The sequence below is a fragment of the Streptococcus sp. CF7_Ac1-12 genome (assembly GCF_024295905.1).
Lineage (GTDB): Bacteria > Bacillota > Bacilli > Lactobacillales > Streptococcaceae > Streptococcus > Streptococcus mitis_AP.
Map to the genome: position 1 here is coordinate 35,830 of NZ_JANCPG010000001.1, position 14,519 is coordinate 50,348.

The 14,519-nt window shown below is 40.3% G+C and carries 18 protein-coding genes; 15 read left to right on the top strand and 3 right to left on the bottom strand.

Translation table 11 applies throughout. The annotated features are described in order from the left end of the window. Nucleotides 1-81: 81 nt before the first annotated feature. From NMM17_RS00160 to NMM17_RS00170, 3 genes are all read right to left on the bottom strand, one after another. On the bottom strand, nt 82-1,539 hold the full coding sequence (locus tag NMM17_RS00160; protein ID WP_084927090.1) for an IS1182 family transposase: 1,458 nt from the start codon (nt 1,537-1,539) through the stop codon (nt 82-84). An 88-nt stretch (nt 1,540-1,627) separates the two neighbouring features. After that, the gene (locus tag NMM17_RS00165; protein WP_254753622.1) at nt 1,628-3,307 is read right to left on the bottom strand and encodes a ribonuclease J; all 1,680 of its coding nucleotides are present in this window, start codon (nt 3,305-3,307) and stop codon (nt 1,628-1,630) included. A gap of 1 nt (nt 3,308) precedes the next feature. Continuing rightward, nucleotides 3,309-3,542, bottom strand: a complete 234-nt coding sequence (locus tag NMM17_RS00170; RefSeq protein ID WP_000639572.1) for a DNA-dependent RNA polymerase subunit epsilon — start codon at nt 3,540-3,542, stop codon at nt 3,309-3,311. 278 nt (nt 3,543-3,820) lie between these two features. Between NMM17_RS00170 and NMM17_RS00175 the strand changes: the two genes are divergently transcribed. The 15 genes from NMM17_RS00175 to NMM17_RS00245 all read left to right on the top strand — a co-directional run bounded on the left by NMM17_RS00175 (nt 3,821) and on the right by NMM17_RS00245 (nt 14,425). Beyond that, nucleotides 3,821-4,036 carry a hypothetical protein gene (locus tag NMM17_RS00175; RefSeq protein WP_049500723.1) on the top strand — a complete coding sequence of 72 codons (216 nt, stop codon included), beginning with the start codon at nt 3,821-3,823 and terminating at the stop codon, nt 4,034-4,036. 103 nt (nt 4,037-4,139) lie between these two features. After that, the gene (gene tsaB / locus NMM17_RS00180) at nt 4,140-4,823 is read left to right on the top strand and encodes a tRNA (adenosine(37)-N6)-threonylcarbamoyltransferase complex dimerization subunit type 1 TsaB (RefSeq protein ID WP_254753623.1); all 684 of its coding nucleotides are present in this window, start codon (nt 4,140-4,142) and stop codon (nt 4,821-4,823) included. Beyond that, the gene (rimI, locus tag NMM17_RS00185; RefSeq protein ID WP_254753624.1) at nt 4,820-5,257 is read left to right on the top strand and encodes a ribosomal protein S18-alanine N-acetyltransferase; all 438 of its coding nucleotides are present in this window, start codon (nt 4,820-4,822) and stop codon (nt 5,255-5,257) included. The genes tsaB and rimI overlap by 4 nt, the downstream gene beginning before the upstream one ends. Next, on the top strand, nt 5,247-6,257 hold the full coding sequence (tsaD, locus tag NMM17_RS00190) for a tRNA (adenosine(37)-N6)-threonylcarbamoyltransferase complex transferase subunit TsaD (protein ID WP_254753625.1): 1,011 nt from the start codon (nt 5,247-5,249) through the stop codon (nt 6,255-6,257). Before rimI ends, tsaD begins: the two co-directional genes overlap by 11 nt. Before the next feature lie 103 nt (nt 6,258-6,360). Further along, nucleotides 6,361-7,224, top strand: coding sequence for an XRE/MutR family transcriptional regulator (locus tag NMM17_RS00195; RefSeq protein WP_254753626.1), 864 nt, complete (start codon nt 6,361-6,363; stop codon nt 7,222-7,224). 289 nt (nt 7,225-7,513) lie between these two features. Beyond that, nucleotides 7,514-7,747 (top strand): hypothetical protein, encoded by a 234-nt coding sequence (locus NMM17_RS00200; RefSeq protein ID WP_000933480.1) that lies wholly within the window; start codon nt 7,514-7,516, stop codon nt 7,745-7,747. Nucleotides 7,748-7,768: 21 nt separating this feature from the next. Continuing rightward, nucleotides 7,769-8,446, top strand: a complete 678-nt coding sequence (locus NMM17_RS00205) for a CPBP family intramembrane glutamic endopeptidase (protein WP_000738302.1) — start codon at nt 7,769-7,771, stop codon at nt 8,444-8,446. A 45-nt stretch (nt 8,447-8,491) separates the two neighbouring features. Beyond that, nucleotides 8,492-9,124, top strand: a complete 633-nt coding sequence (locus tag NMM17_RS00210; protein WP_029690051.1) for a CPBP family intramembrane glutamic endopeptidase — start codon at nt 8,492-8,494, stop codon at nt 9,122-9,124. A gap of 71 nt (nt 9,125-9,195) precedes the next feature. Beyond that, nucleotides 9,196-10,422: an MFS transporter gene (locus NMM17_RS00215; RefSeq protein ID WP_000862437.1), complete on the top strand. Its 1,227-nt coding sequence runs from the start codon at nt 9,196-9,198 to the stop codon at nt 10,420-10,422. 143 nt (nt 10,423-10,565) lie between these two features. Further along, nucleotides 10,566-10,787: a TetR/AcrR family transcriptional regulator gene (locus NMM17_RS00220; protein ID WP_004250194.1), complete on the top strand. Its 222-nt coding sequence runs from the start codon at nt 10,566-10,568 to the stop codon at nt 10,785-10,787. A 49-nt stretch (nt 10,788-10,836) separates the two neighbouring features. Continuing rightward, the gene (locus NMM17_RS00225) at nt 10,837-11,349 is read left to right on the top strand and encodes an HdeD family acid-resistance protein (RefSeq protein WP_023948489.1); all 513 of its coding nucleotides are present in this window, start codon (nt 10,837-10,839) and stop codon (nt 11,347-11,349) included. Between the two features lie 125 nt (nt 11,350-11,474). Then, complete coding sequence (locus NMM17_RS00230; RefSeq protein ID WP_080710021.1) at nt 11,475-12,170, top strand: AzlC family ABC transporter permease; 696 nt, start codon at nt 11,475-11,477, stop codon at nt 12,168-12,170. Continuing rightward, nucleotides 12,160-12,483, top strand: coding sequence for an AzlD domain-containing protein (locus tag NMM17_RS00235; RefSeq protein WP_020902668.1), 324 nt, complete (start codon nt 12,160-12,162; stop codon nt 12,481-12,483). The genes NMM17_RS00230 and NMM17_RS00235 overlap by 11 nt, the downstream gene beginning before the upstream one ends. 103 nt (nt 12,484-12,586) lie before the next feature. Beyond that, complete coding sequence (locus NMM17_RS00240) at nt 12,587-13,417, top strand: amino acid ABC transporter substrate-binding protein (RefSeq protein WP_049500712.1); 831 nt, start codon at nt 12,587-12,589, stop codon at nt 13,415-13,417. A gap of 153 nt (nt 13,418-13,570) precedes the next feature. Further along, a complete protein-coding gene (locus tag NMM17_RS00245) occupies nt 13,571-14,425 on the top strand; it encodes a MetQ/NlpA family ABC transporter substrate-binding protein (protein ID WP_000694523.1) in 855 nt (284 codons plus the stop codon). Nucleotides 14,426-14,519: the final 94 nt, after the last annotated feature.

The window sequence follows — 14,519 nt, forward strand, 5'->3', positions numbered from 1 at the left end:
AGGCCACTGAAAAAATAGGTCTCTTACTTTTAATGAAATGAAAACCGAGGAATCTCTCGTTAATTTGAGCGAGTTCCTCGGTTATTTTGTATTTATTAAGGCCATAATTCGTTTCATATTGACCACGAAGATGGTTGTTGCTGCCTGTAACTCCATGCTGAAAAGACCCGATGCTCTCGCGACATCAAAGCCATGTCTCTGTTTTAGTTCGGCATTCTTTGCTTCGATTTTATAGCGATGTCTGGCCATTTCTTTAAAATAAGGTGTTTCCTGAAATTTCTTCTGGAAAAGATGGTCGTCACTCTTAATGGCTATTGAATAAGTTTTAGACTTTGCCCCCTCCTTATAACATCCTTCCTTGGAAAGGCAACTCTTGCACTTCTCAATGTCAAAGTAATGAGTGACAACTTGATTCTTATTTTGATATTTTTTCCCTGTCCTTGCTTTGCGAACAGCCATGTGTCCTTCTGGACAGACAAATAGCCCTGCATCTTTATTAAATTCAAACGCATCCTCTTCTTTACGGTAACCTTTTGAAACAGAAGGATTCAGTTTTGAAACCAAATGAATCTTTTCTTTGCGCGCTAGTTGAATGTTGTCCTTTCCTGAATAAGCCGCATCACCAATAATAGTCTCGATGTCCAGACTATTTTCCTTTGTTTTGGCATATAATTCAGGTAAATATTTCCCATCGTTTTGTTCGCCAGAAGTGACCACACAAGCAGTAATAATCCGTTCATCCGTCATAGCGATATGACTTTTATATCCATAGAAAGAGCTGTCGGCTGTCTTATGTCCGAGCCTAGCCTCCTCCTTAACAGAAGCTTCCAAATGTTCTAAGTCGTCCTCGACAGCCTCTCTTAGGTAATTGAACTTTTGAGAAACAGCCGGTAGGGCTAAGAGTTCCTCGTGTTTTTCAACCACAGCCATTAACTCCTCTGTATAGGTCAACTCTGCTTTGAGGTTATCTTCTTGAGGTTTCTTTGGAAATTCTATTTTGATATCTTCTGAATGTTGATAAATTGTTTTACGTAAAGCTTTTGAACGCTCTCTAAGAATTTCTTGGGGTTTCTTATGATTATAATGAGCTTTGGTGTGAGTGGCATCCACAATGAGAATCTTACTCTTAATCAAGTTGTGTTCGAGTGCAATTTGAACAGACTTCTGAATCAATACATCAAGCAGTTTGTCATCTTTAATTCTTAGCTTTCTAAATTTTGTCAGAGAGGATGGCTCGATAACAGAATCTTCAGGAGCTAGACCAAGAAAAAATTTAAAGGCCATATCTGACAAGGAACGTCCTACCACATCTACATCTGATAACTTATAAATATCTTTTAACAAGAGATATTTGAACATCATAATCGGTGAATAAGCTTTACGCCCAAAATCGGGACGATAATTCTTTTCTAGTTCATCATAAATAAAGCTAAAATCACAGAGTTCAGTTAGCTGACGTAAAAAGTGGGTTTTAGGAACTACGATATCATACAAACTAGAATAAGGACTGACATCCATAGTTAACTGATTATCAAGCATTATTTCACCTCATCTCTAGTATAACAAAAAAGCCATCAAGTTGATGACTTTTTCAGTAGACTCGAAAAATCGGGGCTGTTTTCTTGCTTTATTCTTCATCTGGTGTGAGGATCATCGGGATGATAATCGGTTCACGTTCTGTATTTTCATAGAGGAATGGTCGAATGGCATTGACAATGGCACCATTGACGGATTGCACGCTAGCGTCCTTGTTTTTCAGTGCGATACGAATTGCATTGAAGAGGATGCGCTGGCTTTGGCGAATCAAGTCGCCAGACTCTCTCATGTAGACAAAGCCTCGGCTGAGGATGTCTGGGCCAGACAGAATCATCTGAGATTTGAAGTCAACAGTTGCGACTGCCAGAACGACACCGTCTTCAGATAAATCGCGACGATCTTTAAGAACAGCTGCACCAATTTCACCGATACGATTTCCATCGACATAGATATCTTGGGCGTTGAAATGACCTGCGATACGAGCAGAATCTGCGGTAAGGGCAAGCACATCACCATTGCTCATGATAAAGATATTGTCCTTCTCGACACCAGTATCCACCGCTAGTCCAGCGTGGACTTTTTGCATGCGGTATTCACCGTGAACAGGCATGAAGTATTTTGGCTTAATCAAGCGGAGCATGAGTTTTTGCTCTTGCTGACCACCGTGTCCAGATGTATGGATATTGTTCACTTTACCGTGGATAACTTCGACACCAGCTTCAGAAATGATGTTAATCAACTTGTTGACGCTAGTAGTGTTTCCAGGGATTGGACTTGAAGAGAAGATAACGGTATCACCGGGCTGGAGTTGTACCTGACGGTGGGTTCCGTTGGCGATACGAGAGAGGGCCGCCATAGGTTCCCCCTGACTACCTGTACAGAGGATGAGAACTTCTCCTGCAGGATAATCTTTGATTTCATTTGGCTCGATAAAGGTTCCCTTAGGAGCTTTGATGTAACCAAGGTCAATTCCGTTGACAATGGCCTTTTCCATAGAGCGACCAAAGACCGCAATCTTACGTCCAGTCTTAACAGCAGCTTCTGTTGCTTGCTGGAGACGGAAGATATTTGAGGCAAAGGATGCAAAGATGATACGTCCTTCAATGCCTTGGATAATCTTCATGATGGACTGACCAACGACTTTTTCAGAGTTGGTAAAGGTTGGCACTTCCGCATTTGTCGAGTCCGAGAGAAGACAGAGCACGCCTTCTTCACCAAGAGCCGCCATACGGTGCAAGTCCGCAGGTTCTCCAACTGGAGTAAAGTCGAACTTGAAGTCACCCGTACAAACGATTTTTCCTTGAGGAGTATGAATGACAATCCCCAAAGGCTCTGGAATAGAGTGAGTAGTTCTAAAGAAAGTTACCTTGAGATTTTTAAAGGTCAACTCAGTGTTGTGGTTGATTTCGTAAAGTTTGGCGTTGCGCAAGAGGCCGTGTTCTTCGAGTTTCCCACGGATCAAAGCTAGGGCAAGCGGTCCAGCATAGATAGGGACATTTGCTTGCTTGAGCAGGAAAGGAATCCCACCGATGTGGTCCTCGTGTCCGTGTGTGATTAAGACAGCCTTGACGCGGTCGATATTGTCCACGATGTATGAGTAGTCAGGAATGACGTAGTCGATACCCAGCAAATCATCTTCTGGGAATTTAATCCCAGCATCGACGATGATAATCTCGTCTTGGTATTCAATTCCATAAGTGTTTTTCCCGATTTCTCCCAGACCACCGATGGCAAAAACGCCGACTTCTTCAGGTTTAAGAGTATAGGCCATATTAGAACTCCGTAATTTCGAAGGCGCCAGTTTCTTTTTCGTAATCTAGCAATTTGTCAGACAAGAGTTCGATATATTCGATATTGTACTCTGGGCGATTTTCTTCGACAAGTTGGCGAGCAGCGATACGGCCCTCAAGTTCTGAGCTGGCATCGATGTCTAGGTAAAGTGCGCGTGTTGTTTCACGACGTGGGCTACGTTCTTTTGTTTCTTGATAAAAAACTTTGTAAATCATATAGTTCCTTTCTATTTACAGGTCAGCTTATTCCAAACTTTTAGTAGAGATTTGCTTGATTTCATTCCATTTTGTGTCTAGATTGACCTTGATTCGTTACAATTATTTCAATTATACCACAAAATGAAAAATTAGTAAAAGACGGAAACGAGAAAGTCATAGCCTCACTTATTGGTAAGCGTTTGCAAAAATAGAGGAAATATGTTATCTTGATAACGGAAGTGAAATTTATTGCTTGTCATAATTCCATATAGTTTTTAAGTCAAGGAGGTTGCCCTATGTATAACTTATTTGCTTTTGCTATCGGAGCTCGCTTAGTAGCTTTTATTGTTTTTGTTGCTTGCGTTTATGGAGGGAATCTTCTATTTGCCAAACTGGAACAACGACAAACCAAGTTCTTGTGGAAAATTACCTTTGTGACTCTCTACTCGCTTTTTCTCCTCCTCGTAACCTATGTAGTTTGGTTTATATTTTACTTTGGATTAAATGCTTAGATGCCCTGCTCTGCTGGGGCATTTTTGTTTGGGGGCAAAGAAAATTCCCATGTGCCAGCTTTTGTAGTATAATAGTAAACAGACAAAAAGATAGGAATGTGTTATGAAGGTATTAGCTTTTGATACGTCCAGCAAGGCTCTTTCTCTCGCTATTTTAGAGGACAAGCAGGTTCTTGCCGAGACGACGATTAATATTAAGAAAAATCACAGTATTACCCTTATGCCTGCCATCGATTTTTTGATGGCAAGTTTGGATTGGACGCCCAAGGACTTGGACCGAATCGTGGTGGCGGAAGGGCCAGGTAGCTACACAGGTTTGCGAATTGCGGTAGCAACTGCCAAAACCTTAGCTCACACTCTGAACATCGAGTTGGTTGGTATGTCTAGCCTCTTGGCTCTGGTGCCATATCAACAAGAAGGCTTGTTCGTTCCTTTGATGGATGCGCGTCGCAACAATGTCTATGCGGGATTTTATGAAAATGCTCAGCCTGTCATGCCAGAAGCGCACCTGCCTTTTGAGCGAGTGATTGAGCTAATCAAGGGGGCTAGTCAGGTTACCTTTGTCGGAGAAGTCGGCCCCTTTGTTGAGCAGATTCAAGAACACTTGCCAAGGACTAATTACAAAGAAACCTTGCCAAATGCAGCCAATCTTGCTCTTTTGGCTTGGGACCAGGAAGCAGATTCCTTGCATGATTTTGTGCCGAACTACCTCAAACGTGTTGAGGCTGAGGAAAATTGGCTCAAGAACCATACGGAGTCTGGCGAATCCTACATTAAACGCTTATGATAGAAATCAAACGAACTCAACAGCAACCTGATCTGGCTCAAGCCATCTACGCTGTTATGATAGCTGTTTACCCAGTCAGTCCTTGGACGCTGGAACAAATTCAAGCAGACCTGTCCCAAGATCAGACTTGGTATGCTCTGGCTTATGATGGGGCAGAAGTGATTGGCTTTCTAGCTGTGCAGGAGAATCTTTTTGAGGCAGAAGTTCTGCAAATCTCTGTCAAACAAACCTATCAGGGTAAGGGGATTGCAACAGCCTTGTTTGCTCAATTGCCGACAGACAAGGAGATTTTCCTCGAAGTCAGAAAGTCAAATCAACGAGCGCAAGCATTTTACAAGAAAGAAAAGATGGCAGTCATCGCTGAGCGAAAGGCCTACTACCATGACCCAGTCGAGGACGCCATTATCATGAAGAGAGAAATAGATGAAGGATAGATATATTTTAGCATTTGAGACATCCTGTGATGAAACTAGTGTTGCCGTCTTGAAAAACGACGACCAGCTCTTGTCCAATGTCATTGCTAGTCAAATTGAGAGTCACAAACGTTTTGGGGGTGTAGTGCCAGAAGTAGCTAGTCGTCACCATGTCGAGGTCATTACAGCCTGTATCGAGGAGGCACTAGCAGAAGCAAGGATTACCGAGGAGGACGTAACAGCTGTGGCTGTTACCTATGGACCGGGCTTGGTCGGAGCCTTACTAGTTGGTTTGTCAGCTGCTAAGGCCTTTGCTTGGGCACATAGACTTCCACTAATTCCCGTTAACCACATGGCTGGCCACCTCATGGCCGCTCAGAGTGTGGAGCCTTTGGAGTTTCCCTTGCTAGCCCTTTTGGTTAGCGGTGGACACACAGAGTTGGTTTATGTTTCGGAGGCTGGTGATTACAAGATTGTTGGGGAAACGCGAGATGACGCGGTTGGTGAGGCTTATGATAAGGTCGGCCGTGTCATGGGTTTGACCTATCCTGCTGGTCGTGAGATTGACGAGCTAGCTCATCAGGGACAGGATATTTATGATTTCCCTCGTGCCATGATTAAGGAAGATAATCTGGAGTTTTCATTCTCAGGTTTGAAATCTGCCTTTATCAATCTTCACCACAATGCCGAGCAAAAGGGAGAAAGCTTGTCCACAGAGGATTTGTGTGCTTCCTTCCAAGCAACTGTCTTGGATATTCTTATGGCAAAAACTAAGAAGGCTTTGGAGAAATATCCTGTTAAAACCCTGGTTGTGGCAGGTGGCGTGGCAGCCAATAAAGGCCTCAGAGAACGCCTAGCAACTGAAATCACTGACGTCAAGGTCATCATTCCACCTCTGCGCCTCTGCGGAGATAATGCAGGAATGATTGCCTATGCCAGCGTCAGCGAGTGGAACAAAGAAAACTTCGCAAGCTTGGACCTCAATGCCAAACCAAGTCTCGCTTTTGATACGATGGAATAAGGAGTCAGCTTAAGGCTGGCTTTTTTGCTCTCTTAAATGTCAGAATATTTTGACAAAATCATAAAAATAATGATACAATATGCAAAAGCTAGGAGGTGGTCAGATGATTGAGAGAATGGAATTGGGGGAATTTTACAAGGAATTGCGCGTGGCGAGAAAACTCAAGCAGTCAGATGTGGCCTGTGAGGGACTAACAGCCTCTCAGTTGTCCAAGTTTGAACTAGGGCAGTCTATGCTATCTGCGGACAAGCTAATCCTAGCTATCCAAGGTATAAATGTGACCTTTGATGAGTTTGGGCACAAGCTCAACAACTATCAAGAATCTCCACATATGCGAATTGGTAGAAAGGTTGTGGATCGCTTTGCCCATCAAGATATTGCTGGCTTAGAGCAACTGTTGGAGGAAGTCGAGCAAGAACAGATGGCGCAGACCTATCGTTGTTTGAATGCTATTGTAATTAAAAACGCACTCCATTCCTTAGATAAAAGCTATTCGCTAGCAGAGGAGGATAGCGAGTTTTTGACTACCTATCTCTATGCTATTGAATCTTGGACCTGGTTTGAACTCTATCTCTTTTGCAATACCATGCCCTTCTTGAGCAACCAAGATTTGATATTTTTATCAACCTCTTTGCTTGAAAAATCCAAAGAATTTAAAGAGTTAGTACACAATCGATTGTATATGAAGCAAGGACTCTTAAATATTTTATCAGAACTCATGGAGCGAAAACTTTTCTCATACATCCCAATCTTCGAAGCTGAGTTGGAGAGCATGTTGCGCCCGTACGATGTTTTTGAGAAAATATCATGGCAATTTTTAAAGAAAATGAGTGTCTTTCTTCAAACCAAAGGAAGCAATCAAAAAGAGATTGAACACTTTATCCAATCTCTGCAAGTATTAGAAAATCCACAATTGCTAGCCCTCTTCGAATTGCGTTTTCAGCAATACAAAGAACTTATCGATTAATTAGAAACGGGAAGACGATAACCCACTCCGAAATAAGCAGGAGTATCAGTTGGATTTTTCTTTTCTTCATCATTATATCCCTCCTTGTTAGTAGTAACTTTATTATACCAGTGAAATAATCAAATCTGCTAAAATCGCAAATGTGAAATTTCTATAAGAAAAAATATCAAATATGCGATTTTCTAAAATAAGCCAATTTCCATGTTATACTGTCCTTGTAAAACATTTGAAGCAAATCCTAGGTCGCAGAAGTGGTTTACAAATAAAAATAATTGAAGGAATGTAAAAGATGTTAAATTTACAATTTGCAGAAACAATGGAATTGACAGAAGATGAGTTGCAAGATGTTAGAGGAGGAAATATCGTAAATTCTATGGGAGGTGGCGGAAGAAGTGGTATATCTGGTTGGGGCGTCTCAGGAATTTACCCTGGTTGGGGCAATCAAGGGATGAGTCCTAATCGTGGAGCTTTTGATTGGACTATAGATTTAGCAGATGGATTGTTTAGTCGCCGTAGAAGATAGGCTCTTATAGGAGATAATAGGATGAAGAAAATGAAAGAAATGAAATTTCACCTAGCAACTGGATTGTTGATTTTGACTTATTACCTCATTTTTAATGTCACATCAGACTTAGATTTTATGGTTGCTTTGTCTGATAATATGTACTATGTGTTCCAAGTTTTATTGGTACTTATTCTGGGAACTATAGCTACAATTGCTTTTGTCAAAAGTGAACATTGGAAAGAGTGTGGTCGTTTCCAGTTTCGTTGGTCTTACCTAGGTGTTTTCCTTCTTTCTTTTTTCTTATTGTTCGTGTGGGCAAATCTAACAACCTATATCTTTCCTCGTACCCAGAACGGAAGTGTAGTCGTGGAGGTAGCCACCAGTTTAACAGGAACTAGCTATTTTGTTACGCGAATACTTTATACTAGTATTATCGCACCTGTATCAGAAGAGGTTGTTTGTCGTGGCTTTTTGATGACAAGTTTATCTAAAGTTAAAAGATACTATCTTGATGTTCTTGTTTCTGCTGCCATATTTGGCGCTATGCATGTTTTGCAGTATGGTTGGATAACGACAGATTTCATAAAGTATTTTGGAATGGGCTTGATATTTTGTATGATGTTTCGTTACACTCGCTCCATCTATTGGGCTATAGCTCTGCATGCTTCATGGAATAGTTTCTTACTCATTGTTACTTTATTGGTATTTGGATATTAGAAAGGTGATATATGAAAAAGTTAATTCGAAGCAACCACTTTTTTTATAGCAATCCTACTTGTCATTGCTTATCAGTACCTTAGTGGTCTGGTTTTATCTAGCGACTTTGCTCTTGGTCTATCTGACTTTGCCTACTATTTGTCGGATATGATGTTGAATTTTCTTGTAGTTCTTCTTGCTTTTTTTGCTATGACTAAGTCAGGGAGATGGCAACAAATCAATAGTAGAAAGTTTAAAGGGTCCTATCTTTTCTATTCTTTTCTAGCTCTTCTTGCTTTTGTTATTTGGAATTTTGTTACATTTTTTATTTTTCCACCTACTCGAAATGAAATTTCTTATCAACATGCTGCTCCTACTTTTACAGGAGCTACGGCATTTTTGATGTATTTTTTTTATCCTGTTATTGCAGGCCCCATTTTTGAAGAGATGATTTATCGTGGATTAGTGATGACTGCTCTGGAAAAAGGGAAGAAATGGGGACTGGATGTACTCGGATCAGCTATATTATTTGGAATCTTGCACATTAGTAGTCATGGTTGGGTCTTGACAGACTTTGTCTACTATATGGGTGGCGGCCTTATATTTGCAGTCTTATTTAGAGTAACAAAGTCAATTTATTGGCCTATTGGATTGCATATAGTCTACAATGGCATTGGTCAGCTTTTGATGTTACTGTAATTTTGGTTGTTAGTAGTATCGTGGTCTATCCTTGGGGAAAGATTCCCATTTGAATTCAAAAAGGAGTTGTGATGAAAGTATTTCTTCAAAATAGAGATTTTAGGCAATTAACCATCAACCAGTGGATTTCAACGGTTGGGGATACGATTTTTTATCTGGCCTTTTTGAATTATGTGGCAGATGCATCTTTTGCCCCTTTGGCGATTTTACTGATCACGATTTCAGAAACCCTTCCTCAAGTTCTGCAAATCTTTCTGGGAGTTTTGGCGGATTTTCAACATCATCGTGTCCTAAAATATACAATGATTAGTTTTGCAAAATTTTTGCTTTACTCTATCGTTTCTTTATCACTTTCAGGGCAGTCCTTTTCCTTGTTATTAGTAGCATTTATTTGTCTGATTAACCTCTTATCTGACACATTGAGTTATTTTTCAGGCGCCATGCTCACTCCGATTTTCATTAGAATTATTGGGCAAGACCATCTGGCAGAAGCTATTGGATTTAAACAGTCAACTGTTAGTTTAGTGAAAACAATCAGTAATATTCTAGGAGGAGTCTTACTAGGTATTCTATCTATCCAGTCTATTTCCTTACTGAATGCTCTGACCTTTTTAATCGCATTTTTAGGTATTCTTTTCATAAAAACAGACCTCTTGAAAGTAGAAAAAACGATTAGCTATCAAGAAGGACTCTCTGTAAAATCCTTTTGCCAGCATCTGCTCCAATCATCAAAATTGATATGGAATATGAATAAGGTGCTCTTGGTTTTGTTTATTATCTCTATTAGTCAAGCAGTGATAAATGTTACAGTTCCTGTTTCTACTCTGTTTTTGAGGAATCAGCCCTTTTTGAATTTACAAACAGGTCAATCTCTTGCCTTGTTATCCACCCTTGAATTGTCAGCCCTTATTGTCGGAAGCCTTGTGAGTGGCTATCTGAAGAATACAATCTCCATAAAACTAGCCCTATATGCCTCGCTTATTATCCAATTACTCCTTTTAGTTGGCTTTGTGGCAGTTCGTTTTGACTGGATTCTTATCTTTAGTGCCTTGGATGCCTTTTTCGCAGGTATCCTCTCTCCTCGATTACAGGAACTCATTTTTAAACAAATACCTGAGGAGTCAATGGGAGCAGTTCAATCCTCTATCGGCGCCATTACAGTTGTTTTACCTAGCTTATTTACAATAGCTTTGGTAACCATTGCTACTAGCTTTGGAACTCTGGCAGTTAGCTTTGTTTTATTGCTATTTCTTCTAGCTGCCTTTATCATACTCTTGAATATCCGTGAAAACATTTAGCGAAGAATGTGTATATTATATGTTTGAGACTGGATTCCAGTCTGTTTATGATGGCTACAATCAGCAGACTGTTAAATTTTTGAGAAAGTTGCTTGACATTTTAGACCAATCGGTTTATAATTAAAAAATGTAGAGGTAAATACATGAGAAAAGAAGAAAAAACAAGACTACGAAGAGAGAAAATCATTACCGCTGCTTTGTTTGAATTTGCTACAAAAGGCTATCAAGGTTTTGTCATCAATGAACTTTGTAAAGTGGATGGTATTGCCAAAGGAGTTTTGTATCATAATTTTTCAGGGAAATCAGACCTCTATCTAACTTGGTTTCAGGATATGAACATCAATTATCACAGGTTTTGGATATGATGATTTATGGAATACTAGAGGAAGATTCCTCTAAAAAAGGAGAAAAATAATGTCGAAAATTTGGAAATGGTTGTTACTAATTGCGGGTATTTTTGCAGTTTTTGCAGGTTTTAATATGTTTGCACATCCTCTTATTAGCTTGGCTTCCATGACTTTCTTGTTTGCACTTGTATTTGCAGTTCAAGGGATTTCTGAGATTGTACAATACTTCAAATCAGAAGAAAAGCATGGCTGGAATTTATTTGGAGGAATTGTTACCCTCATCCTCGCTCTTACCTTATTCTCAGGTAGCTTTATTGAAATGGTAACATTTGTACCATTTATCATTTCTTTATGGGCCTTGACAAATGGTATTACAAAAACTATCGTTGGTTTCAAGGTTCGTAAGACGGATAAATCGGTAGGTACCCCTCTAGTTTGGATGGGGATTTTAGGAATCGTAGCAGGTTTAATCATGATGGGATACCCATTGATGACCGGTCTCTATATTAGTTACACCATTGCCTTTGTCTTTATTTATCAAGGTATTGTGGCAATTGTTCAATTCTTCAAGATTAAATAAGAATAAAATGGAGTCTGTCTGATTACAATCAGCAGACTTTTTTCTCTTTCCTGAATGTGTTATAATAGTCCATGCTGTGGCTGGAACTGATTCAGCCCATTTATTAAGACGATATGAGGAGAAAGATGAAAGAAAAAGGATTTTGGGAGGGGGTGCAGGCAGCCATGCCAACAGCCCTTGGTTATGTCAGTATCGGCCTGGCCTGTGGGATTATCGGTGCGCCCTATGTGACACCTGTTGAGATGGGCTTGATGAGCCTCTTTGTTTATGCTGGGAGCGCCCAGTTTGCCATGTTGGCCTTGATTGCGGTTCAGGCGCCCGTGGCAGCTATTGCTATGACGGTCTTTTTGATTAATTTGCGTCTCTTTTTGCTGAGCTTACACGCATCGACCTATTTCCGTCATACCAGTCTCTGGCAAAATATTGGTATGTCTAGTCTCTTGACAGATGAGACCTACGGCGTTTTGATGGGCGAATTGGCCCATACAGACAAGGTCAATCCGATGTGGATGCACGGAAACAATCTCAACAGCTATGTGGCTTGGTTTGTGGGAACAGTGGTTGGAACGGCTCTAGGTGGTCTGCTACCAAATCCAGAAATCTTTGGGCTAGACTTTGCTTTGGTTGGGATGTTTATCGGAATTTTTGCTTCGCAATTCCAGATTATGCAAAGACGGATTCCTGTCCGTAATCTGCTCATTATCCTAGCAGTTGTTGCGGTGTCCTTCTTTTTACTCTTGACAGTGGTGTCTCAGTCACTAGCTGTTCTGTTTGCGACGCTACTTGGTTGTACAATGGGGGTGGTATTAGATGGTCAGTAAGTATCTTTTATTAGCAGTTATTTTCTCTGGCTTGGTGACCTGGATTCCCCGTATGATTCCCTTCATCTTGGTCAAGTATAAGGGTTTGCCTGCGATCGTTGAGCGCTTTTTGAAGTTCTTGCCCGTTTCTATTATCTTTGCCTTGATTCTGTCAAGCGTAGTGACAGGTAAGGTTGGGAGTTTTCCTCAAATCAAATGGCTGGACTTCTTAGCCGTATTTCCAACAGCTTGGGTGGCCTTTCGTTACCGCAATCTAGTCGGAACAGTTCTCTTTGGAGTGATCTTAATTGCCGTCTTGCGTTTGGTCTTTTAAATCAGCCATAAAGAAAACCTATCACAGAGATAGATATCATATAATGGCGCAAATGGTCTTTTTCTGTTAAGATTATAAGGTATTCTATTTTGGAGGAAATGACATGAAAAAAATCGTTAAATACTCATCTCTTGCTGCCCTAGGGCTTGTTGCTGCAGGTGTACTAGCAGCTTGCTCAGGTGGTGCTAAGAAAGAGGGAGAAGCAGCTAGCAAGAAAGAAATTATCGTTGCAACTAATGCTACACCAAAACCATTCAACTATGAAGAAAATGGCGAATTGACTGGTTACGAAATTGAAGTGGTTCGCGCTATCTTTAAAGACTCTGACAAGTATGATGTCAAGTTTGAGAAGACAGAGTGGTCAGGAGTCTTTGCAGGACTTGATGCTGACCGTTACAATATGGCTGTTAGCAACATCAGCTACACTAAAGAACGTGCTGAAAAATACCTTTATGCAGCTCCAACTGCTAAAAACCCTAACGTTCTTGTAGTGAAAAAAGATGACCCTAGCATTAAATCGCTTGATGATATCGGTGGAAAATCAACAGAAGTTGTTCAAGGGACAACATCTGCTAAACAGCTAGAAGACTACAACAAACAACATTCAGATAATCCAACTGTCCTAAAGTATACTAAAGCGGACTTCCAACAAATCATGGGACGCTTGAGCGATGGCCAGTTTGACTATAAGATTTTTGATAAAATCGGTGTTGAAACAGTCATCAAAGACCAAGGTTTGGACAACTTGAAAGTTATTGAACTTCCAAGCGACCAACAACCTTACGTTTACCCACTTCTTGCTAAAGGTCAAGATGAGTTGAAATCATTTGTAGATAAACGTATCCAAGAACTCTACAAAGACGGAACGCTTGAAAAGTTGTCTAAACAATTCTTCGGAGACACTTACCTACCAGCAGAAGCTGATATTAAATAATTTTTTGAAATCATCCATTCTGAATAAGGTGGATGATTTCTCAGTTTTTAAGGATATAGTTTTAAACTATATATCTGACTATCTAATAACAATTTGTGAAATCAAATAAATTGTGAGATACTAGTACGGTATTATTTTTAAGGAGAAAGAATCATGAAAATCAAAAAATGGCTTGGTGTAGCAGCTCTTGCTACAGTCGCAGGTTTGGCTCTTGCAGCTTGCGGAAACTCAGAAAAGAAAGCAGACAATGCAACAACTATCAAAATCGCAACTGTTAACCGTAGCGGTTCTGAAGAAAAACGTTGGGACAAAATCCAAGAATTGGTTAAAAAAGATGGTATTACCTTGGAATTTACAGAGTTCACAGACTACTCACAACCAAACAAGGCAACTGCTGATGGCGAAGTAGATTTGAACGCTTTCCAACACTATAACTTCTTGAACAACTGGAACAAAGAAAACGGAAAAGACCTTGTAGCGATTGCAGATACTTACATCTCTCCAATCCGTCTTTACTCAGGTTTGAATGGAAGTGACAACAAGTACACTAAAGTAGAAGACATCCCAGCAAACGGAGAAATCGCTGTACCAAACGACGCTACAAACGAAAGTCGTGCACTTTACTTGCTTCAATCAGCTGGCTTGATTAAATTGGATGTTTCTGGAACTGCTCTTGCAACAGTTGCTAACATCAAAGAAAATCCAAAGAACTTGAAAATCACTGAATTGGATGCTAGCCAAACAGCTCGTTCATTGTCATCAGTTGACGCTGCCGTTGTAAACAATACCTTCGTTACAGAAGCAAAATTGGACTACAAGAAAGCACTTTTCAAAGAACAAGCTGATGAAAATTCAAAACAATGGTACAACATCATCGTTGCGAAAAAAGATTGGGAAACATCACCAAAAGCTGATGCTATCAAGAAAGTGATCGCAGCTTACCACACAGATGACGTGAAAAAAGTTATCGAAGAAACATCAGACGGTTTGGATCAACCAGTTTGGTAATAAGAAACAGGGAGGTGGGAGAGAAAATTCCACCTCTTGCTTTTGTATAGAGCATGGATTGTAAAGAAGACTATAGGTTCATAGAAAGGTAGAG

Bases quoted from the DNA above. Each gene is read 5' to 3' on its own strand.
- NMM17_RS00160 (WP_084927090.1), bottom strand. From the start codon at position 1,539: ATGCTTGATAATCAGTTAACTATGGATGTCAGTCCTTATTCTAGTTTG.
- NMM17_RS00165 (WP_254753622.1), bottom strand. From the start codon at position 3,307: ATGGCCTATACTCTTAAACCTGAAGAAGTCGGCGTTTTTGCCATCGGT.
- NMM17_RS00170 (WP_000639572.1), bottom strand. From the start codon at position 3,542: ATGATTTACAAAGTTTTTTATCAAGAAACAAAAGAACGTAGCCCACGT.
- NMM17_RS00175 (WP_049500723.1), top strand. From the start codon at position 3,821: ATGTATAACTTATTTGCTTTTGCTATCGGAGCTCGCTTAGTAGCTTTT.
- tsaB (WP_254753623.1), top strand. From the start codon at position 4,140: ATGAAGGTATTAGCTTTTGATACGTCCAGCAAGGCTCTTTCTCTCGCT.
- rimI (WP_254753624.1), top strand. From the start codon at position 4,820: ATGATAGAAATCAAACGAACTCAACAGCAACCTGATCTGGCTCAAGCC.
- tsaD (WP_254753625.1), top strand. From the start codon at position 5,247: ATGAAGGATAGATATATTTTAGCATTTGAGACATCCTGTGATGAAACT.
- NMM17_RS00195 (WP_254753626.1), top strand. From the start codon at position 6,361: ATGATTGAGAGAATGGAATTGGGGGAATTTTACAAGGAATTGCGCGTG.
- NMM17_RS00200 (WP_000933480.1), top strand. From the start codon at position 7,514: ATGTTAAATTTACAATTTGCAGAAACAATGGAATTGACAGAAGATGAG.
- NMM17_RS00205 (WP_000738302.1), top strand. From the start codon at position 7,769: ATGAAGAAAATGAAAGAAATGAAATTTCACCTAGCAACTGGATTGTTG.
- NMM17_RS00215 (WP_000862437.1), top strand. From the start codon at position 9,196: ATGAAAGTATTTCTTCAAAATAGAGATTTTAGGCAATTAACCATCAAC.
- NMM17_RS00220 (WP_004250194.1), top strand. From the start codon at position 10,566: ATGAGAAAAGAAGAAAAAACAAGACTACGAAGAGAGAAAATCATTACC.
- NMM17_RS00225 (WP_023948489.1), top strand. From the start codon at position 10,837: ATGTCGAAAATTTGGAAATGGTTGTTACTAATTGCGGGTATTTTTGCA.
- NMM17_RS00230 (WP_080710021.1), top strand. From the start codon at position 11,475: ATGAAAGAAAAAGGATTTTGGGAGGGGGTGCAGGCAGCCATGCCAACA.
- NMM17_RS00235 (WP_020902668.1), top strand. From the start codon at position 12,160: ATGGTCAGTAAGTATCTTTTATTAGCAGTTATTTTCTCTGGCTTGGTG.
- NMM17_RS00240 (WP_049500712.1), top strand. From the start codon at position 12,587: ATGAAAAAAATCGTTAAATACTCATCTCTTGCTGCCCTAGGGCTTGTT.
- NMM17_RS00245 (WP_000694523.1), top strand. From the start codon at position 13,571: ATGAAAATCAAAAAATGGCTTGGTGTAGCAGCTCTTGCTACAGTCGCA.